The 17,812-nt window shown below is 65.6% G+C and carries 15 protein-coding genes and 1 pseudogene; 6 read left to right on the top strand and 10 right to left on the bottom strand.

The window, feature by feature from the left end; genetic code table 11:
• Both K343_RS24220 and K343_RS24215 read right to left on the bottom strand, forming a co-directional pair.
• The coding region (locus K343_RS24220) for a transposase (protein WP_154662644.1) at positions 1-272 on the bottom strand (272 nt) is incomplete at its 3' end.
• Positions 273-307: 35 nt separating this feature from the next.
• Positions 308-784: a DUF4279 domain-containing protein gene (locus K343_RS24215; protein ID WP_084615979.1), complete on the bottom strand. Its 477-nt coding sequence runs from the start codon at positions 782-784 to the stop codon at positions 308-310.
• A 148-nt stretch (positions 785-932) separates the two neighbouring features.
• Here K343_RS24215 and K343_RS22770 point away from each other — a divergent pair.
• Positions 933-1,976 (top strand): annotated as a pseudogene (locus K343_RS22770) (IS110 family RNA-guided transposase).
• Between the two features lie 304 nt (positions 1,977-2,280).
• On the opposite strand, the gene K343_RS24210 reads toward K343_RS22770, so the two are convergent.
• The gene (locus tag K343_RS24210; RefSeq protein WP_084615978.1) at positions 2,281-4,731 is read right to left on the bottom strand and encodes an SIR2 family protein; all 2,451 of its coding nucleotides are present in this window, start codon (positions 4,729-4,731) and stop codon (positions 2,281-2,283) included.
• A gap of 196 nt (positions 4,732-4,927) precedes the next feature.
• Here K343_RS24210 and K343_RS0117755 point away from each other — a divergent pair, with 196 nt between their 5' ends.
• The gene (locus K343_RS0117755; RefSeq protein WP_028009211.1) at positions 4,928-5,929 is read left to right on the top strand and encodes an integron integrase; all 1,002 of its coding nucleotides are present in this window, start codon (positions 4,928-4,930) and stop codon (positions 5,927-5,929) included.
• Positions 5,930-5,938: 9 nt separating this feature from the next.
• On the opposite strand, the gene K343_RS0117750 is transcribed toward K343_RS0117755, so the two are convergent.
• Both K343_RS0117750 and K343_RS0117745 read right to left on the bottom strand, forming a co-directional pair.
• Positions 5,939-7,255 carry an MFS transporter gene (locus K343_RS0117750; RefSeq protein WP_245585234.1) on the bottom strand — a complete coding sequence of 439 codons (1,317 nt, stop codon included), beginning with the start codon at positions 7,253-7,255 and terminating at the stop codon, positions 5,939-5,941.
• Between the two features lie 120 nt (positions 7,256-7,375).
• Positions 7,376-8,668 carry an MFS transporter gene (locus tag K343_RS0117745; protein WP_028009209.1) on the bottom strand — a complete coding sequence of 431 codons (1,293 nt, stop codon included), beginning with the start codon at positions 8,666-8,668 and terminating at the stop codon, positions 7,376-7,378.
• Positions 8,669-8,812: 144 nt separating this feature from the next.
• Between K343_RS0117745 and K343_RS0117740 the strand changes: the two genes are divergently transcribed.
• Both K343_RS0117740 and K343_RS0117735 read left to right on the top strand, forming a co-directional pair.
• Positions 8,813-9,058: a hypothetical protein gene (locus K343_RS0117740; protein WP_028009208.1), complete on the top strand. Its 246-nt coding sequence runs from the start codon at positions 8,813-8,815 to the stop codon at positions 9,056-9,058.
• A gap of 184 nt (positions 9,059-9,242) precedes the next feature.
• Complete coding sequence (locus K343_RS0117735) at positions 9,243-10,277, top strand: fatty acid desaturase (protein WP_028009207.1); 1,035 nt, start codon at positions 9,243-9,245, stop codon at positions 10,275-10,277.
• A 59-nt stretch (positions 10,278-10,336) separates the two neighbouring features.
• On the opposite strand, the gene K343_RS0117730 is transcribed toward K343_RS0117735, so the two are convergent.
• Positions 10,337-11,278, bottom strand: a complete 942-nt coding sequence (locus K343_RS0117730; protein ID WP_028009206.1) for a homoserine kinase — start codon at positions 11,276-11,278, stop codon at positions 10,337-10,339.
• Between the two features lie 164 nt (positions 11,279-11,442).
• Between K343_RS0117730 and K343_RS0117725 the strand changes: the two genes are divergently transcribed.
• Both K343_RS0117725 and K343_RS0117720 read left to right on the top strand, forming a co-directional pair.
• Positions 11,443-11,724: a hypothetical protein gene (locus K343_RS0117725; protein WP_028009205.1), complete on the top strand. Its 282-nt coding sequence runs from the start codon at positions 11,443-11,445 to the stop codon at positions 11,722-11,724.
• Between the two features lie 90 nt (positions 11,725-11,814).
• Complete coding sequence (locus K343_RS0117720; RefSeq protein WP_028009204.1) at positions 11,815-12,708, top strand: MipA/OmpV family protein; 894 nt, start codon at positions 11,815-11,817, stop codon at positions 12,706-12,708.
• Positions 12,709-12,720: 12 nt separating this feature from the next.
• Here K343_RS0117720 and K343_RS0117715 read toward each other — a convergent pair whose 3' ends face one another.
• The 4 genes from K343_RS0117715 to rsmB all read right to left on the bottom strand — a co-directional run bounded on the left by K343_RS0117715 (position 12,721) and on the right by rsmB (position 17,761).
• On the bottom strand, positions 12,721-14,220 hold the full coding sequence (locus K343_RS0117715; protein WP_051278692.1) for a TrkH family potassium uptake protein: 1,500 nt from the start codon (positions 14,218-14,220) through the stop codon (positions 12,721-12,723).
• 7 nt (positions 14,221-14,227) lie between these two features.
• Positions 14,228-15,604, bottom strand: a complete 1,377-nt coding sequence (gene trkA, locus K343_RS0117710; RefSeq protein ID WP_028009202.1) for a Trk system potassium transporter TrkA — start codon at positions 15,602-15,604, stop codon at positions 14,228-14,230.
• 305 nt (positions 15,605-15,909) lie between these two features.
• Positions 15,910-16,413 carry a hypothetical protein gene (locus K343_RS0117705; RefSeq protein WP_028009201.1) on the bottom strand — a complete coding sequence of 168 codons (504 nt, stop codon included), beginning with the start codon at positions 16,411-16,413 and terminating at the stop codon, positions 15,910-15,912.
• A gap of 31 nt (positions 16,414-16,444) precedes the next feature.
• On the bottom strand, positions 16,445-17,761 hold the full coding sequence (rsmB, locus tag K343_RS0117700) for a 16S rRNA (cytosine(967)-C(5))-methyltransferase RsmB (protein WP_051278694.1): 1,317 nt from the start codon (positions 17,759-17,761) through the stop codon (positions 16,445-16,447).
• Positions 17,762-17,812 lie beyond the last annotated feature (51 nt).

Here is a 17,812-nt window from a genome sequence, read left to right as displayed (position 1 = left end):
AGGTCATGCTCAACCTTGAGTTGCTCATAGGCCTTTTTCACCTTGCGCAGCTCCTTGAGCTCTGCCGCCACATCCCGGTCCACCGATACGCCCTTGGTCACAATCAGGCCCTCTCGTGCTTGCTTGCGCCAACGAGACAGCATGAACGGATGAATGTAAAGCGATTCGGCAACATCCTTGATAGCTACGCCCGGTAGCGAACTCAACCTGACGGCGGTGGCTTTGAATTCCGGACTAAAACGATACGTCGTTCTTGGGCCTGGCATCGGCATCTGAGGACTCCTGAAGGGTTAGTTCAGGGTGTCCACTAAACCGTAGGAACCGTCACGTCGGCTGGAAGCGATGGTTGGGCCGATGCAGGCTCACACTCTCCCTTTTCATCGGGACCGTAAATGTCTAGAGACAGCTCAATACCGCGCTCTCCAAGGGCCAGCATTGTTGCGGTTGAAACAGAGACGCCTTCATTTGAGCATTCCATAAACCACCCACAGAAAAGATCTATTTCGAAGCGCTGCGCCAGCTCGGCCCATATGCCCAGATCGCTTGTGAGCTTTGCGAGCAACTCCGAGACCTGACCGTCTAGGTTCTCGGGTTCAGTGTCGCTGGCGTGCAGAAGCCAGCCACCAGACTTTTTTACGAACTCACGGCCGGACTTACTTACTTGGACGTGGCCCTTAGGCCATGCCTTTGTCGGCGCACACCCAAGCAGCCTAGTAATCTCTTCAGGTTGGAGATCGTCGCCAAAGATTCGCAGAGAGGCTACAGAGCGCGCGAGATGTGCCATTTGGTTAGGCCAAACGCCTGAATTAAGCCGCGCCGCGAGGCGGCGTCGGCTTGAATGATGGAATGGACTCCTCCCGCTGTTTTGAGCGGCATCGAAGTGCCAAGCTGGAGATGCGAATCATCAGCTATCCAACAGGAGGAGTCCGGACATGGAATCTACGCTCATCGCGGTGGATACCGCAAAGCCGGTTTTCGAGGTGGCGGAGGCCGATGGTGCAGGCAAGGTGCGGCGGCGTGTGCGCCTGAATCGCCCACAGTTCTCCGAATACCTGGCGACGCGCGAGCGAGCCTCGTTCGTGCTGGAAGCCTGTGGCGGTGCGCATCACTGGGCACGGATGATGCAGCGGCTGGGCCACTCGGTGCGGCTGCTGCCGGTGCCGCATGTTTGTGCGTATCGACGCCGCAACAAGACCGATCGCGCCGACTGTCTGGCGATGCTCGAAGCGGCGAGGAATCCCGAGATTTTGCCGGTGCCGGTGAAAACGACCGAGCATCAGGCGATTCAGGGTTTGCACCGCTGCCGCAGCGCATGGATGGAAACGCGCACAGCGCGCATCAACACGCTGCGCGGTTTGCTGCGCGAATTCGGCTTGATCCTGCCGGTCGGCGCCGCTGCGGTAATGAAGCTGATTCCGGAGGCGCTCGATGATGAAGCCCTGCCACCGATGCTGCGGCCGGCGCTGCAGACGCTGCTCGACGAGATTCACGATCTGGAGCATCGCATCGTCGCCGTGGAGCGCCAGCTCGAAGCGATCAGCCGGCAGAACCCCGTCATCGAACATCTGCGCGACATCTCCGGCATCGGTCTTCTCACTGCCACCGCGCTGTATGCAAGCGCCAACGACGCCAAGCACTATCGCGACGGCCGACACCTCGCCTAATGGCTGGGGCTGACGCCGCGCGAACACTCCAGCGGCCACATCCGAAAACTCGGCGGCATCAGCAAGCGCGGCGATCGCTACGTGCGCATGCTGCTCACGCACGGCGCCAGAGCCGTACTGCTCAGGGCCGGGCAGATGCAACGTGCCGGGCAGCCACTCAACGCGCTACAGCGATGGGCGCTCGCGCTGAAAGAGCGAACGAATCACAACAAGGCGACCTGCGCACTGGCCAACAAACTGGCGCGCATCGCCTGGGCGACTTGGCGGCACGGCACCGTGTTTGATCCGAATCAAGCTGCTGCCGCCGCCTGATCGGGAGCAGAACCAAAACCTTTCCAGCGGTTGCGCAGGAGAAGACAGCGGATCATGGCGTAGACGGTCGGACCGTCCGGGAAACAAAGCCGATAACAAGCGTGAGCGCGTAAAAGCTCGTTGCGAGCGTGTGGCTCTCCCGGCGCGGATTTCCATGAAGGCTCGGCCTGCAGCGCAGGCCCTCGACGAAGCCGAATGTACGACTGCAACCACCTTCGCACGCCGCGATCAGCGATTCACTTCACCTGCGCGCTTGCGGGAGGAGTCCATGTACCTGTTGTTGGGCCTTTGTACCCCCCAAAGGCTAAGACAGTTCAGCAATTACGTTGTTGAGCCGCTGAAGGCCGCCCACGACTGCAACTGACCGTGCAACGTGATCATCAAGCCGCTTCGCTGCATCGATTAGATATCTTGCAGCACTTGCGACGGACTGCCGTTGGCTTTCCGTCCATGATTTGCCATGCCTTTTGGCAACACCTTCGAGATTCCAGGCTGATCTATACGGATAGTGGCGATTCTCGCGAAGGACTTGCTTCTTCAGCGTCTGCAAGGCTTCGTCCACCGCTTTGAATGCTTCGTCGCTGTCGGTAGTGTTCTCTGCTTCTCGCAAGAGAAGTCTGCAGTAATGATTATCGATTTGAAATGTATCGTATCCCCGCATTTTCTCCGCTAGGGAGTAGCTTTGCTCAAAGTATTTGCGTGCTACTGACAGCTCGCCAAGGCTCATGCGCGCCATGGCGTATTGAAGCCAATAGTGTGGATTTGAGCGGATTGATGGAACAGTTTTTATGTCTTCATAGAAGTTCTGAAGCGCGACGCGCCGTCCCTTGTCTGGAAGAATTCTCTCCAAGTTGGCGAACCGCATTAACTCCTTCGATATGGTTCCTAGATATGAATCGGCACGACGGGACTGCTCCCCGCGTTTGACGCACTCGGCAACAACCTCAGTGACGCTAGTGGCTGTTGGTAGTCCGTTTAGAACAGCACTCGCCATCACAGGAGATCGGAAGGCCGCCACTCCGGACTGGACTGCTAGAATCTGCCGTGCAACTTCATCTCTCGTCAGCCTCTGAAAGCTATCGTAGGACAGTTGTAGAAGTTCAGCCGCAACGTCGGTACGTGGTTGCTCGCCGATTGCCTGAAGTAAACACAGAGTTATCAGGACACTAAGTCCTCCTTCTAGCGAGGTGAAATGACGCACTATGTCGGCGAGACGCGTCCGTATCTGTGGAGAGTTGGCAACATCGATGAGAACGGCTTGCAGTTGCCGGCCGCAGTCCTGTTTTAGATAGGCAAGCCGTTGTGCTTCGCTTAAGCCAGCACGTTCACCCCACAAGCCACGCAGGTTCAAGAGCGCTGACAGACGGGCAACTTCGTTATTTTCGAGTAGGTCTACCTCGTAGACCTTTACGTTCCTGCTCTTTGCTCTGTCGTTCAACACGGCAGACCGAAGCTCGTGCACCTCAGTACGCTCCGATAGCAGCAGTGCGCAGTCCGGCCGAGCATATCGACAGAAACACTCGACAAGTTCCAGATTTCGTGAATAGTTTTCGAGAACCAGGACAAACGCTGAATCACGCTTGCAGAGGCGTTGTAGCTCTAGAGATGCCACCTCCATCGGAGCGCCAAACTCAAATACATCTCGACCTTGAGCTGCAAGCTGCAACGCGATAGAGCGGAGAGCGACAGTCTTGCCGTTCGCAAATGAACCAACGACCGTTGCCACTGCATTCTGCTGTCCAAGATGACTAATGCACGCCGCCTCGAAATCTCTAACAACCGTGTAGGTGGCCTTTGTCGGCTCTTCGAGCTGTGACATGATCAGTTCGTCGTGGGATACGCCGCGCAAGATCAACTCGTAGAAGTCGTCGTCGGTAGCCGTCCGCAGGGGCTTCTTTGGCTCGATCGGGAACCAGCACCGATACTCCTCGATGAGCCGTGGCGGAACCCACTGAGCCCGTTCTTCCGCAACGATGTTGCGCAATGCTTCTAGCCCAATTGAGTGCACCGTTCCGAATTTCGAAAGCTTTGTCCTCAAGACCGGATCTACGCCCACTCGATCCACGAAATGCACTTTTGCGCGAAACAAGTCAGGGTTAAAGACAAGCCTGGAGATATCAATATCAGCCAATGAGTAGCCAACAAATACAATCGCCTTGGCGCGCTGCAGATCGTTGCGAAAGACCGTTGACCACTCGGTATCCATAAAGGTCTGCGTTGAGTACCCCAGTGCAGTAAGGACGAAATCTGGGGTGAGCGCCTGCGTGAGGCGCGCAAGCGCACCGTTGATGTGCAGAAGGATCAGCCTGTTCCCTTGAGCGTTTTCTACGCCCGCAGCTGTTGTCAGGGAGTAATGCGTCATTTTGCCGAGAGTCAATGCGCGCTCAAAGGCGTCGTCGTAGTTGGTCGTCCAGACTCTCGACCAAGGAACCTTAGCAAGCTCTATGAGCACGTCTCCCACGGAGGCAACGTTCAAATGTCGTCGGAGCGCGTTGATCAACGCTGTTTCGCTGCGAACTTCAAGGAAGTGCTGGGCGATGCTATCAAGTGAGTAGCCGGAACCAAGTCCGCATTCAGAGGCAAGCGCGTTTGAGAGCTCCGCTCCGGTCGGGAGAGAGTTGCCATCCTTGGTTCTTGCGTCTTTGGCTGCACCAGCGCCCAAGAAAAGAACGGCGTCGCTGTTTAATGCCTGGCGCACTGCGACGCGTAGCAGTTCGTCTTCATCTCCACCATTTGTTGACGTCGGTGCGCTCATGTCTTTCCCTCAACTTATTCCGTTATGTCGCAGCGCCAGAATACGCAAACCAAGGCAGCGGGATTCAAGAGAAAGGCCCAACGCCAATTAGGCGGACGAGGCTGTCCGCCTAATCCGTGATGCAGTCCGTATAACTCGCCCTGCTCGCTCGCAAGGCCTTGATTACGCGGCGGTCGCTTTTTTAGGGGCGGACACGATGGCGGACGCGACGGCATCGTCGGCTTCTCCTCGTCTGGTGGATCAGTTCCGAAGCAAGATGCGCACGCTGCATTACAGCCTGCGCACCGAAGAGACCTATTGGCACTGGATTAAACGCTTCATCCTGTTCAGCGGCAAGCGGCATCCGCGCGAGCTCGGGGCGGCGGAAGTGGAGGCGTTTCTGTCCGGCCTCGCCCTGGACCGCAAGGTATCGGCGAGCACGCAGAATCTCGCGCTCGCTGCCGTGCTGTTCCTCAATCGGCAGGTGTTGGAGATCGATCTGCCGCGGCTCCAGGACGTGAGCAGAGCCAAGAAGTCTGCGCGCCTTCCTACGGTGCTGTCGTCGTCCGAGGTCTTTGCCCTGCTGGATGCGGTGAGCGGGCCGGAGCCGGCGGTGCTGCTGGTGAAGCTCCTGTACGGCACCGGCATGCGCCTCATGGAAGGCCTGCGGTTGCGCGTGAAGGATGTGGATTTCGACCAGCGGCAGATCGTGGTTCGTGACGGCAAGGGCGGCAAGGACCGCGTGACGGTTCTGCCGGATTCGCTGCGCGAGCCGCTGCAGCTTCTCGTCGCGCAGCGGCGCAGCTGCTACGAGCGCGATCTCGCGGCGGGGCGCGCCACGGTCTGGCTACCCGACGCGCTGGCGACGAAGTATCCGAACGCGGCGACGGAATGGGGCTGGCAGTACGTCTTCGTGTCGGACGTCTTCTCGCGTGATCCGAGATCGGGCCGCATGCAGCGGCATCATCTCGATCCGTCCGGCATTCAGAAGCTCGTGCGCAACGCCGCGCGCCGCGCCGGCATCGCCAAGCCGGTTACGCCGCACACTTTGCGGCACTCGTTCGCGACGCATCTGCTGGAGGGCGGCGCCGATATCCGTACCGTGCAGGAGCTTCTGGGCCATGCCGACGTGGGCACGACGATGATCTACACGCATGTGCTGCATCGCGGCGGCCGCGGCACGCTGAGTCCGCTCGATCGCGCGCCGCCGCGGCGTTGAGGGGCGCCCTCAATCCGCCAGCGCGCGGCCCTTGGTCTCGACGACCAGCGGCATCAGCAGCAGGCCGGCGAGCGGCACGACGCCGATCCAGAACAGCACGCCGACCGCGCCGCTGGCGACCTTGGAGGCGTACAGGCCGACGATGAACGGCCCGCCGGCGGCGATGACGCGGCCGATGTTGTAGCAGAAGCCGGCGCCGGTCGCGCGCAGGCGCGTCGGGAACAGTTCCGGCAGGTAGTAGGTGAAGCTGCCGAAGATGCCGAACACCGACAGGCCGATCAGGAAGTAGCAGTAGAGCCGCGCCTGCGGGGTGAGGTCGGCGCCGAAGGTGAGGAAGATCGCGGCGGCGGATGCGGCGAAGTAGATGCCGAACATCGGCCGGCGGCCGAGCAGCTTGGCGGCCGGGATCGTCAGCAGCGTGCCGATCAGGCCGCCGACGTTGAAAGCCATCGTCGCCGTGAACTTCCAGTCTTCGACCAGCTTGAGCGTCATCGTGCGGTCGAGGCCACGGGCCGCGGCTTCCACCTGGGCGAGGCCGGTCGCGAAGGTCGGCAGGAAGGCGTTGCAGCTCCACCAGGTGATCAGCGCGATCAGCGCCATCAGAAAGCCGCTGAGCGTGAGGCGGCGCATTTGCGGCGAGAACAGCTCGCCGATGCGCGGCGGCGCGGCGTGCCGGGCCGCGTGCATCCAGCGTTCCGGCTCGCGCACGAACAGGCGCACGCCGAAGGCGACGGCGGCGGGAATCAGGCCGCACAGGAAGACGTAGCGCCAGGAGACTTCCGGCTGGTCGGCGAACCAGTGTCCGGCGATCTGCAGATTGAGCAGCGTGGCGAGCGTGGTGCCGAACGCCGCGGAGGTGTAGAGCAGCGCGCCGGCCTCGACGCGTTTGTTCTCGGGCATGACCTCGGCCACCATCGAGGCGCCGGCGGCCCATTCGCCGCCGATGCCGAGGCTGGCGACGAGGCGGAACACGAGCAGCACCCAGATGTTCGGCGCGAACGCGCAGGCGGCGGTGCCGAGCGCGTACATGAGGATGGTCAGCAGCATCGTGCGCGTGCGGCCGATGCGGTCGCCGATGTAGCCGAACAGCACGCCGCCGGCGGCCCAGCCGATCAGCAGCAGCGAGGTCAGGATGCCGGTCCAGTACAGCGTCGCCTGCTTGGCTTCCGGCGAGCCGATCGGCAGGCCGAGCAGCGTCGGCACGCAGTTCGGCGCGACGAAGTTGAAGAGGATGCTGTCGAAAAGGTCGAAACCCCAGCCGAGCCAGGCGGCGAACAGCACGATCCACTGGTAACGCGTCAGGCTGAGCATCTTCCACTCCTCCATGTTTTTGTTTTCCCTCTGCCCGCATGCGGGCAGAGGTTTTGGATGAGGGGTCGTGCGGCGGCGTCGACGCGGCGCGAGGATCCCTCTCCGGTCCTTCTCCCGTGCCCGGGGAAGGGAACTTCAAATCGTGAGGTTCTCTTCCTTCGTCTCGTGCGTCAGCCACAGCGCGACGAAGGTCAGCAGCGACGCGGCGGTCAGGTAGTAGCCGACGTACTGCAGCCCGTAGGTTTTGGCGAGCCAGGTGGCGATGTACGGCGCCAGCGACGCGCCGACGATGCCGGCGAGGTTGAAGGTCAGCGAGGCGCCGGTGTAGCGCACCGCGGTCGGAAACAGCTCGGAGAGAATGGTGCCGAGCGGACCGTAGGTCAGGCCCATCAGCGACAGGCCGAGCGCCAGCGTCAGCAGCACGCCAGGGAGGCCGGCGCTGAACAGCGGCGCCAGGATCAGGCCGAACGCGGCCATCGCCGCGGTGACCCAGAGCAGCGTGCGGCGGCGGCCGTGGCGGTCGGCGAACTGTGCCGAGAACGGGATCGTCAGCGCGAAGAACAGGATGCCGAACAGCTGGATCAGCAGGAACTGCTGGCGCGGGTAGCCGAGCGCCGTGGTGCCCCACGACAGCGCGAACACCGTCATCAGGTAGAACAGCACGAAGGTCGCCACCGCCAGCAGCGTGCCGAGCACGAGCGCGCGCGGATGGTGGCGGAACACGCTGAGCATCGGCACGCGCACGCGCTCCTCGCGGTCCAGCGCCTTCTGGAAGGCCGGCGTCTCGGTGATCTTGAGGCGCACGTAGAGGCCCATCAGCACCAGCAGCGCGCTGGCGATGAACGGGACGCGCCAGCCCCAGGCGAAGAACTGGTCGTCGCTGAGCAGCTCGGACAGCAGCAAAAAAATGCTGCCGGAGCAGATGAAGCCGAGCGGCGCGCCGAGCTGCGGGAACATGCCGTACCAGGCGCGCTTGCCGGGCGGCGCGTTCTCGGTGGCGAGCAGCACCGCGCCGCCCCATTCGCCGCCGAGGCCGAGGCCCTGGCCGAAGCGGCACAGCGCCAGGCCGATCGGCGCCAGCACGCCGATCGTCGCGTAGGTCGGCAACAGGCCGATGACGACGGTGGACAGGCCCATCGTCAGCAGCGCCGCGACCAGCGTCGCCTTGCGGCCGATGCGATCGCCGTAGTGGCCGAACAGCGCCGAGCCGATCGGTCGCGCGAAAAAGGCGATCGCGAAGGTCGCCAGCGACTGCAGCGTCGCCGACGCCGGATCGGACGCCGGGAAGAACAGTTTGGGGAAGACGAGAACGGCCGCGGTCGCGTAGATGTAGAAGTCGAAGAACTCGATCGTTGTGCCGATCAGGCTCGCGAACAGCACGCGGCGCGGGGAATTGAGCGCAGCCGCCGCTGCGTTCGGATCGTTCATCGCTGCTCCCTACTGGTTCGATGGTCCGGCGGCGGGCGCCGGCGCTGCAGCTCGCGGCCCGAGGCGCGGTGCAGGGCGGCCGCGATTGTGCGGCACGGAGCGCGCGGCGCGCTAGACTCGCGGCCTCAGGTCGAGGAGATCGGGATGAATCGTTCCATCGTCATGCTCGGACTGGCCGCGGCGCTGCTGGCCGCCGGCTGCCATCCGAAGGACAAGCCACCGCACGTCGACGATCCGCCGGCCGGTCGCGAGGAGACGCGCGGCATCCGCAACACCGAAAGCGTCGGCTACGCCGGCAACGCGATCGCCGACAAGGTCGACGCCGCGCTCGACGCGAACGACGCCGCCAAGCGCAAGCTCGACGCCGTCGAGGCAGAACAGACGCGATAGTGGTACGGTGCGCGCCGCTGGCGGCGCAGAGTCGCCGGACGGCGTTGGCGCCGGCGTGCGAGCGCCGCGCCTGGCGCCGGATACGCTGAAGCCGCGATACGCGGACCGGCGCGCGGCGTTCGCGCAGCCGGCCCCGCCCGTCGCGGCGGCTCCCCTTGAATGCCCGGTCGGGCAAGAGACATCGATGAGCAGTGGTACGCAGCCGGCAACCGACACTCCCCAGCACAGCGCCGCCGCCTGGCGGCAGATCGTTTCCCGCTACCAGCGGCCGTCCAACGGGCGCGCGGCGTGGCAGATCGCCAATACCTTCGGTTCGTACGCGCTGCTGTGGGCGCTGCTGTACTGGAGCCTGTCGGTGTCGTGGTGGCTGACGGTGCCGCTCGCGGTGCTGGCCGGCGCGCTGCTGGTACGCATCTTCATCATCTTTCACGACTGCGGCCACGGCTCCTATCTCAGCTCGCCGCGCGCCAACAACGTGGTCGGATTCATCTCCGGCGTGCTGACGGTGACGCCGTTCCAGCACTGGAGCTGGCAGCACGGCATTCACCACACCACCGCCGGCCACCTCGACAAGCGCGGCACCGGCGACATCTGGACGATGACGGTCCAGGAATATCTGGAGTCGTCGCGCTGGAAGCGTTTCGCGTACCGGCTCGCGCGCAACCCGATCATCCTGTTCGTGGTCGCGCCGCTGTTCGTGTTCCTCGTCATGCAGCGCTACCCGTCGCCGCGCGCCGGCGTGCGCGAGCGGCACTCGGTGTGGTGGACCAATCTGGCGATGCTGTGCGGCGCGATCGCGATGAGCGCGCTGTTCGGGTTCTGGGCGTATCTGGCGATCCAGCTGACGGTGCTGGCCGTGGCCGGCGCGATCGGCGTCTGGCTGTTCTACGTGCAGCACCAGTTCGAGGACGTCTACTGGGCGCGCGGCAGCAACTGGGACTACGTGAGCGCGGCGCTCAAGGGCAGCTCGTTCTACAAGCTGCCGCGCGTGCTGCAGTGGTTCTCCGGCAATATCGGCTTCCACCACATCCATCATCTCAGCGCGCGCATTCCGAACTACTACCTGCAGCAATGCCACGAGGCTGATCCGCTGTTCCAGCAGGTCAAGGCGATCACTTTCTTCGGCAGCTTCGGCACCATGCGCCTGGCGCTGTGGGACGAGGCCAGCCGCAGGCTGGTGAGCTTCAGGCAGATCCGGCAGATCCGCCGGGATCGCTGAGGCGGCCGGCGGCCGAAACGAAAGGGGGCGCCGCAAGGCGCCCCCTTTTTGCTGCGCGCTTACAGCGCCGGCGGCGCGTGCTCGCGGTGGTACGAGAGGATACGCCGGTACTGTTCCGGGTCCTTGATGTGCACGACGTCGCCTTCGCGCGGGAAGGTCCAGTCGTAGAGGCGCGACAGCCAGAAGCGCAGCGCCGCGGCGCGCAGCACCAGCGGCCAGGCGGCGCGCTCGGCTTCGCTCAGCTCGCGGCGCGAGCGGTAGGCGGACACCATCGCATCCCAGCGCGCCGGGTTCGGCGTGCCGTCGGGCTCGAAGCACCAGTCGTTGACGGTGACGGCGAGGTCGTAGAGCAGCGCGTCGTTGCAGGCGTAGTAGAAGTCGATGATGCCGGTCAGGCGGTCGTCGACGAACAGCACGTTGTCGCGGAACAGGTCGGCGTGGATCACGCCCTGCGGCAGCGCCGCGAGGTCGATCGACATCTGCTGCGCGAGCTCGTCGTCGATCAGCTTGCGGATGCCGGCCTCGCGCGTCTTGCGCGCCAGCAGGCGGCCGGTCTGCTCGCGCCACAGCGCGCCGCGCGAGTTGTCGCAGTGGCCGGCGTAGGACTGGCCGACGACGTGCAGTTCGCCGAGCGAGCGGCCGACCTGGCTGCACTGCTCCAGGTTCGGGAACAGCACGCTCTGGCCGACCAGGCGCCGCACCAGCGCGGCCGGCTTGCCGTTGAGCGTGACCAGATTCTTGCCGTCGTGCGTGCGCGCCGGCATCGCGCTCGGAAAGCCGCGCGACGCGAGGTGGTCCATCAGGCCGAGGAAGAACGGCAGGTCGGCGTAGTTGAGGCGCTCGAACAGCGTCAGCACCCAGCGGCCGTCCTCGGTGTCGACGAAATAGTTGGTGTTCTCGACGCCCTCGCCGATGCCCTGGAAGCCGATCAGCGGTCCGACCGGATACTGCTTCAGGAACTTGCGCAGCTGGGTGTGGCTGACCTTGGTGAAGACCGACATGGCGATGGGCAGGTGATGGAGGTGGCGCAGCGTCGCGTGCCGAAATTAGACCAGAGCGGGGCCGGGCGCGCCACGCGCGCGGCGCGCGGAAACATCGGCTTACACATTTCAGCGCGGTCGTGACCGGCGCCGGCGTAGCGTCCCGGGGCCACCCGGAGGCTGCCATGATCCTGTCCTTCAAGACCTTGCATGAACTCGCCCGGGCCGAACCGGCCGGGCCCGCCGACATCGAGGAGCGTGTGCGCGCCGAGATCGCGCAGTGGTTCGTCGCCGCCGAGCGCGAGCGCGTCTACCGATGCCTGCGCCGGGCGGTGTTCGCGGCGCCGGAGCACGCCCGCAGCGATGCCTACATCGCGATCGTGCGCCGCAGCGCCGGCTCGTACGAAGCGCTTCAGGCGGCGATCGCCGCGGCCGAGCGCGACGGATGGGCGGGCCCCGCGCGCTGAGATGGCGCGGGCGGCGTGCGAACCGCGTTCGCACGTATGACGCATGGATCGGGCACGATAAGGGCTCGTGCCCGTTTCCCGGTCTTCCGCATGAGGCTGCCCGTCCGTCGTCCCGGCTCGCGTCCGCTGCCGGCCCTGCTCGCCGTCATCGCCGCCGTCCTGACGCCGGCCGCGCATGCACAGATACAGCCCATCACGACGGAGACGCGACCGGCGTCGGCCGCGGATCTGCCGCGCTGGGAGGGCGGCGTGCTGCTGGCGGCGCTGACCATTCCGGATTACCCGGCGTCCGATGAATCCCGCCATCTGGTGCTGCCGGTGCCGTATTTCATCTACCGTGGCCGCGTGCTGCGCGCCGACGACAACGGCTCGCGCCTGCGCCGGCGCCTGGCGCCGAACCTGGAGATCGACATCAGCGGCGGCGGCTCGCTGTCGAGCGACGCCAGCGACACCGACGCGCGCCGCGGCATGCCGGATCTGGACTATCTCGTCGAACTCGGGCCCAACCTGCGCCTCAGCTATCCCGGCCCGCACCCGAAGTCGCTGATCGTCGTGAACCTGCCGGTACGCGGTGTGGTTTCGGTCGGCTCCGATCTCGGCTGGCAGGGCCTGCGCTTCGCGCCCGAGCTGGCCTACGTGAACGAGCGCTTCCTCGACGGCCGGCTGGCACTGAACGCCTCGCTGGTCAGCGAGTTCGCGAGCGAGCGCCTGCAGCGCTATTTCTACGAGGTGGAGCCGGTCTACGCGACGCCGGAGCGGCCGGCCTATCGCGCGTCGGCCGGCTATCTCGGCAGCTCGCTCGGCGCGCGCGCCTGGTACTCGTTCACGCCGAGCCTGCGCGGCCTGATCAGCGTGCGCTGGTACAACCACGACGGCGCCGCCAACGAGGACAGCCCGCTGTTCCGGCGCGCCAACGGCTATTCGGCGACGATCGGCCTGGCCTGGTCGTTCCTGCGGTCGAGCGAACGCGCCGCCGAGGACTGAGGCGACGTCGCCTCAGCGGCGCCAGAAGGCCGGGGTGAAGATCACCAGCAGCGTGAAGATTTCGAGGCGCCCCGCCAGCATCGCGACGATCAGCACCCACTTGCCGACGTCGCTGACGCCGGCGACGTTGGCGACGACACTGTTGAGGCCGGGGCCGGCATTGTTGATCGCCGCAGCGACGGCCGAGAACGCGGTCACCGAGTCGAGGCCGGTGGCGATCATCGCGAAGGTCAGCACGATCGTGAAGCCGATATAGATCGAGAAGAAGCCGCCGATCGCGTAGACCACGGTGTCCGGCACGATCTTGCTTTCGAGCTTGATCGGCACTTCCGCGTTGGGGTGGATCAGGCGCGTGATCTCGCGAGCGGCCTGCTTCATGAACAGCACCAGGCGGATCACCTTGACGCCGCCGCCGGTGCCACCGGCGCTGCAGCCGATGAAGGTCGCCAGCACCAGCAGCAGCGGCACGAAGCTCGGCCAGGCGCTGGGATCGGCGGTCGCGAAGCCGGCGTCGGTGCCGTAGGCGACGACCTGGAACAGGCCGCGGCGGATCGCGGTGCCGATGCTGTCGTAGGTGCCGTGCAAATACAGCGCCGAGCAGACGATCAGGCCGAGGATCACGTAGGTAAGGAGAAAGGCGCCGAACTCGGTGTTGTGGAAGTAGCCGCGCAGCGAGCGGTTTTCCCAGGCCAGATAGTGCAGCGCGAAGTTCGAGGCGCCGGCCAGCATGAAGAACATCGCGGCGATTTCGAGACCGGCCCGGTTGTAGTAGGCGAAGCTGGCGTCGTGCGTCGAGAATCCGCCGGTCGACAGCGTCGACATCGCGTGACAGATCGCATCGAACGGCGTCATGCCGAGCAGCCAGTAGACCAGCGTGCAGGCCAGCGTCAGCACCACGTACACCGTCCACAGCGCGCGCGCGCTGCTGGTGATGCGCGGCGTCAGCTTGGTGTCTTTCATCGGGCCGGGCGTTTCGGCCTTGTACAGCTGCATGCCGCCGACGCCGAGCATCGGCAGTACCGCAACCGCCAGCACGATGATGCCCATGCCGCCGAGCCAGTGCAGCTGCGAGCGGTAGTAGAGGATCGCGCGCGGCATCTGGTCGAGGCCGCTGGCGATGGTGGTCGAGCCGGTCGTCGTCAGGCCGGAGACCGATTCGAACAGTGCCTCGGTGTAGGAGTGCCAGCCGGCGTGCGTTTCCAGGAACGGCACCGCACCGAACGCCGACAGCACCGCCCAGAACAGCACCACGACGAGGAAGCCGTCGCGGACCTTGAGCTCGCTGCGGTGGCGCCGCACCGGCCACCAGACCAGCGCGCCGACGGCGAGCGCGATCCACAGGCCTTCGAGGAACGCGCGCCAGGCGCCGTCACCGTACCAGAGGTCGACGGCGACCGGCGGCAGCATGGTGGTCGAGAAGCCCATCAGCAGCAGGCCGGTGATGCGCTGCACGGCGGCAAACCGGCGGCGTGGCGGCGCGACAGACGACGAACTCGTGAGCGCCAGACGCATCCGCGGCCTACAGCAGCGAGAAGCCGACCTGGAACAGCTTCTCCACTTCGGCGACGCGCTTCTTGTCGACGATGAAGAGGATGACGTGGTCCTCGGCCTCGATCACGGTGTCGTGGTGGGCGATGATGACCTCGTCGCCGCGCACGATCGCGCCGATCGTCGAGCCGGCCGGCAGCTTGATCTCCTCGAGGCGGCGGCCGACGACCTTGGAGTTGTTGCGGTCGCCGTGCGCGACGGCCTCGATCGCCTCGGCGGCGCCGCGGCGCAGCGAGTGCACGCGCACCACATCGCCGCGGCGCACGCGCGACAGCAGCGCCGAGACGGTCGACTGCTGCGGCGAGATGGCGACGTCGATGCTGCCGCCTTCGACCAGTTCGACGTACGAGAGGCGGTTGATCAGGCACAGCGCCTTGCGCGCGCCGAGGCGCTTGGCGAGCATCGCCGAGAGGATGTTGGCCTCGTCGTCGTTGGTGATCGCGCAGAAGACGTCGATGTCCTCGATGTTCTCCTCGCGCAGCAAGGCCTCGTTGGCGCCGTCGCCGGCGAGCACGACGGTGTTGCGCAGGTTCTCGGACAGGTAGCGCGCGCGGTCGCGCGAGCGCTCGATGATCTTGACCTGGATGCGGCTGTCTTCGAGCGCCCGCGCGAGGCGGAAGCCGATGTTGCCGCCGCCGGCCAGCATCACGCGGCGTACCGGTTTGTCGATGCGGCGCAGCTCGGCGATGATCTTCGGCGCGTGGTGCGCGGCGGAGACGAAGAACACCTCGTCCTCGGCCTCGATCACGGTGTCGCCTTCGGGAATGATCGGCCGGCCGCGGCGGTAGATCGCGGCGACGCGCGCATCGGCCCCCGGCAGATGCTGCGGCAGTTCCTTGAGCTGGCGCGAAACGAGCGGGCCGCCGTAGTAGGCGCGCACGCCGACCAGACGGACCTTGCCGTCGGCGAAGTCGACGACCTGCAGCGCACCCGGATACTCGATCAGGCGGCGGATCTGGTCGGTGACCAGCTGCTCCGGCGAGATGTGCATATCCACCGGCAGCGCCTCGGCGCCGAACAGCTTTTCCTCGCGCAGGTAGTCGGTGGCGCGGATGCGGGCGATCTTGGTCGGCGTCTTGAACAGCGTGTCGGCGATCTTGCACGCCAGCATGTTGGTCTCGTCGCTGTCGGTGACGGCGATGACCATGTCGGCGTCGTCGAGACCGGCCTGGCGCAGCGTGCTCGGATGGGAGGCATGACCGTGGATCGTCCGCAGGTCGAGACGCTCCTGCAGATCCTCGAGCGCGGCCGCGTCGGTGTCGACGACGGTCACATCATTGCGCTCGCTGGTGAGGTTCTCGGCGAGGGTCGAACCGACCTGACCGGCGCCGAGGATGACGATTTTCATGGGGGGCGCACCTTACGCCGGCTTCATGCTGCGCTGCAAGATTGCGGTCCGACGGGCCTGCGGCCGCCCCGGACGGGCGGCAGCGGGAACTCGATGAGGAGTTTGTAGGAAGTTCCCCATAAGTGAATTTTTACTATGCCGACCGCCGGAAACGCGGCCGTATAGTCCGCCCACATCGACAGCGGCCACGCCGCTGAATCGGGGGGAGTGGTTTCGTGGTTCTGGGGAGTTCGGCGGGCGGTCATGGCTTCGGGGGAGGCACTGACCGGCCGCCACTCTCCCCGCTTTATTTCGAACAGCCTCGCTCATGCGGGGCTTTTTTGTGCCGGCGGCGCGGCCGGTCCCGCTTCTTCGCGGGCGAAGCGCTCGATCAGGCGGCGGAAGGCCTCGTCCTCGCCGCGCAACAGGCCGGGCAGGGCCGCCCGGAAGTCGCTGCGCCGGCACCATTCGCGCATGTAGTCCTCCCACGACGACCACTGGCGCCGCATGCCCGGGGCCATGCGCTCTTCGTAGAGCAGCAGGAAAGCGCGTTCGAACAGCGACACCAGCAATCCGAACAGCACCTGCTTGCGCTCGTTCTGCTCGCTGTCGAGCGGCGGCGACGGCTGGCGGAACAGATGCAGGTCGCTGTGTTCGAGGGCGAGCCGCAGGAAGTTGGCGTACTCGTCGGACAGCTGGCGATAGATCTCGTCGCGCTCGTTGCGCCGCTCTTTGCGCTGTTCGAGCTGGAAGGCCACGATCGCGAACGGCAGGCCGATCACCGTGACCAGATAGCTCAGCAGTTCGAGCCAGTCCTTGAGGCTTTCCATGGCGGCAGTGTAAGTCCGACGCCGCGGCGCTCTAGCCGGTTTTGCGCAGCACGGCGTAGTAGAAGCCGTCGTGGCTGCCGCCCGGCGGCAGGCGGCGGCCGAACTCGGTCGCCTCGCCCCAGTCGGCATTGATGCGCACCAGCTCGAGCTTGTCCTGCAGCAGGCGGAAGCGCTGCAGGATCTCGTCGCCTTCGGCGCGCAGCAGCGAGCAGGTCGCGTAGACCAGACGGCCGCCCGGCTTGAGCAGGCCCCACGCGCTCTTCAGCAGGCGCAGCTGCTGGGCCTGCAGGCCGGCGATGTCGGAGTCGCGGCGCAGCCACTTGATGTCCGGGTGGCGCCGGATGACGCCGGTGCCCGAGCACGGCGCGTCGAGCAGGATGCGGTGGAACGGCTTGCCGTCCCACCAGCGCAGCGGCTCGCCGCCGTCGCCGGCGATCAGTTTCGCGCCGAGCTTGAGGCGGCGCAGGTTCTCGTCGACGCGGATCAGGCGCTGCGGATCGCGATCCAGCGCGGTCACGTCGACGTCCGCGCGTTCTAGCATGTGCGCGGTCTTGCCGCCGGGCGCCGCGCAGGCGTCGAGCACGCGCAGGCCGTCGGCGAGATCGAGCAGCTCGACCGCGAGCTGGGCGGAGGCGTCCTGCACCGAGACTTGGCCGCCGTTGAAGCCGGGAATCTTCTCGACCGGGCGCGCCTCGGCCAGCGTCACGGCGTCCGGCGCCGCCGCGACCGGCAGGGCCGCGATGTTCATTTCGCCGAGCCGCTTCAGGTACTCGTCGCGCTGCAGGCGGCGGCGGTTGACGCGCAGCGTCAGCGGGCCTTGCGCGTTGTTGGCGGCGAGGATCGCTTCCCAGTGCTGCGGCCAGTCGTTGCGGATCTGCTGCACCAGCCAGGCCGGGTGCGAGTAGCGCACCGCCGGATCGGCCGGCAGCGCGGCTTCCAGCGCCGCCTGCTCGCGCGTGTAGCGGCGCAATACCGCGTTGAGGAAGGCCTGGGCCTGCGGGCGCCTGAGGACTTCGGCGGCGGCGACGGTTTCGTTGATCGCCGCGTGCGGCGGCGTCGCGAGGTTGCGCAGCTGATAGAGGCCGACCAGCAGCAGGCCGTGGACTTCATCGTCCTGCGCCAGCGGCTTGTCGACCAGCTGGGCGGCCAGGGCCTGCAGCAGGCTCAGTTCGCGCAGCACGCCGTAGGCGAGCATGCGCGTCATCGCCGCGTCGGCCGGCATCCGGAAGCGCGCCGCCGGCAGCAGCGCATCGTCGAGGCTGGTGCCGCGCAGCACGCGGCTGACCGCCCGGGCGCTGCTGGCGCGCACGTTGGCGTGATGGCGGGACGGCGGGGCGGCGGGCTTCATGGCGTCGGACAGCGGCAGCGGGCGCACATGATAGTCGCGCGCGGCGAGGAA

Origin of the sequence: Solimonas flava DSM 18980 (assembly GCF_000426685.1) — a bacterium.
GTDB lineage: Bacteria > Pseudomonadota > Gammaproteobacteria > Nevskiales > Nevskiaceae > Solimonas > Solimonas flava.
This window is presented reverse-complemented; position numbering and strand designations above follow the sequence as displayed.

Coding starts and splice junctions, on each gene's coding strand:
- K343_RS24215 (WP_084615979.1), bottom strand. CDS start 784: ATGGCACATCTCGCGCGCTCTGTAGCCTCTCTGCGAATCTTTGGCGAC.
- K343_RS24210 (WP_084615978.1), bottom strand. CDS start 4,731: ATGAGCGCACCGACGTCAACAAATGGTGGAGATGAAGACGAACTGCTA.
- K343_RS0117755 (WP_028009211.1), top strand. CDS start 4,928: ATGGCGGACGCGACGGCATCGTCGGCTTCTCCTCGTCTGGTGGATCAG.
- K343_RS0117750 (WP_245585234.1), bottom strand. CDS start 7,255: ATGGAGGAGTGGAAGATGCTCAGCCTGACGCGTTACCAGTGGATCGTG.
- K343_RS0117745 (WP_028009209.1), bottom strand. CDS start 8,668: ATGAACGATCCGAACGCAGCGGCGGCTGCGCTCAATTCCCCGCGCCGC.
- K343_RS0117740 (WP_028009208.1), top strand. CDS start 8,813: ATGAATCGTTCCATCGTCATGCTCGGACTGGCCGCGGCGCTGCTGGCC.
- K343_RS0117735 (WP_028009207.1), top strand. CDS start 9,243: ATGAGCAGTGGTACGCAGCCGGCAACCGACACTCCCCAGCACAGCGCC.
- K343_RS0117730 (WP_028009206.1), bottom strand. CDS start 11,278: ATGTCGGTCTTCACCAAGGTCAGCCACACCCAGCTGCGCAAGTTCCTG.
- K343_RS0117725 (WP_028009205.1), top strand. CDS start 11,443: ATGATCCTGTCCTTCAAGACCTTGCATGAACTCGCCCGGGCCGAACCG.
- K343_RS0117720 (WP_028009204.1), top strand. CDS start 11,815: ATGAGGCTGCCCGTCCGTCGTCCCGGCTCGCGTCCGCTGCCGGCCCTG.
- K343_RS0117715 (WP_051278692.1), bottom strand. CDS start 14,220: ATGCGTCTGGCGCTCACGAGTTCGTCGTCTGTCGCGCCGCCACGCCGC.
- trkA (WP_028009202.1), bottom strand. CDS start 15,604: ATGAAAATCGTCATCCTCGGCGCCGGTCAGGTCGGTTCGACCCTCGCC.
- K343_RS0117705 (WP_028009201.1), bottom strand. CDS start 16,413: ATGGAAAGCCTCAAGGACTGGCTCGAACTGCTGAGCTATCTGGTCACG.
- rsmB (WP_051278694.1), bottom strand. CDS start 17,761: ATGAAGCCCGCCGCCCCGCCGTCCCGCCATCACGCCAACGTGCGCGCC.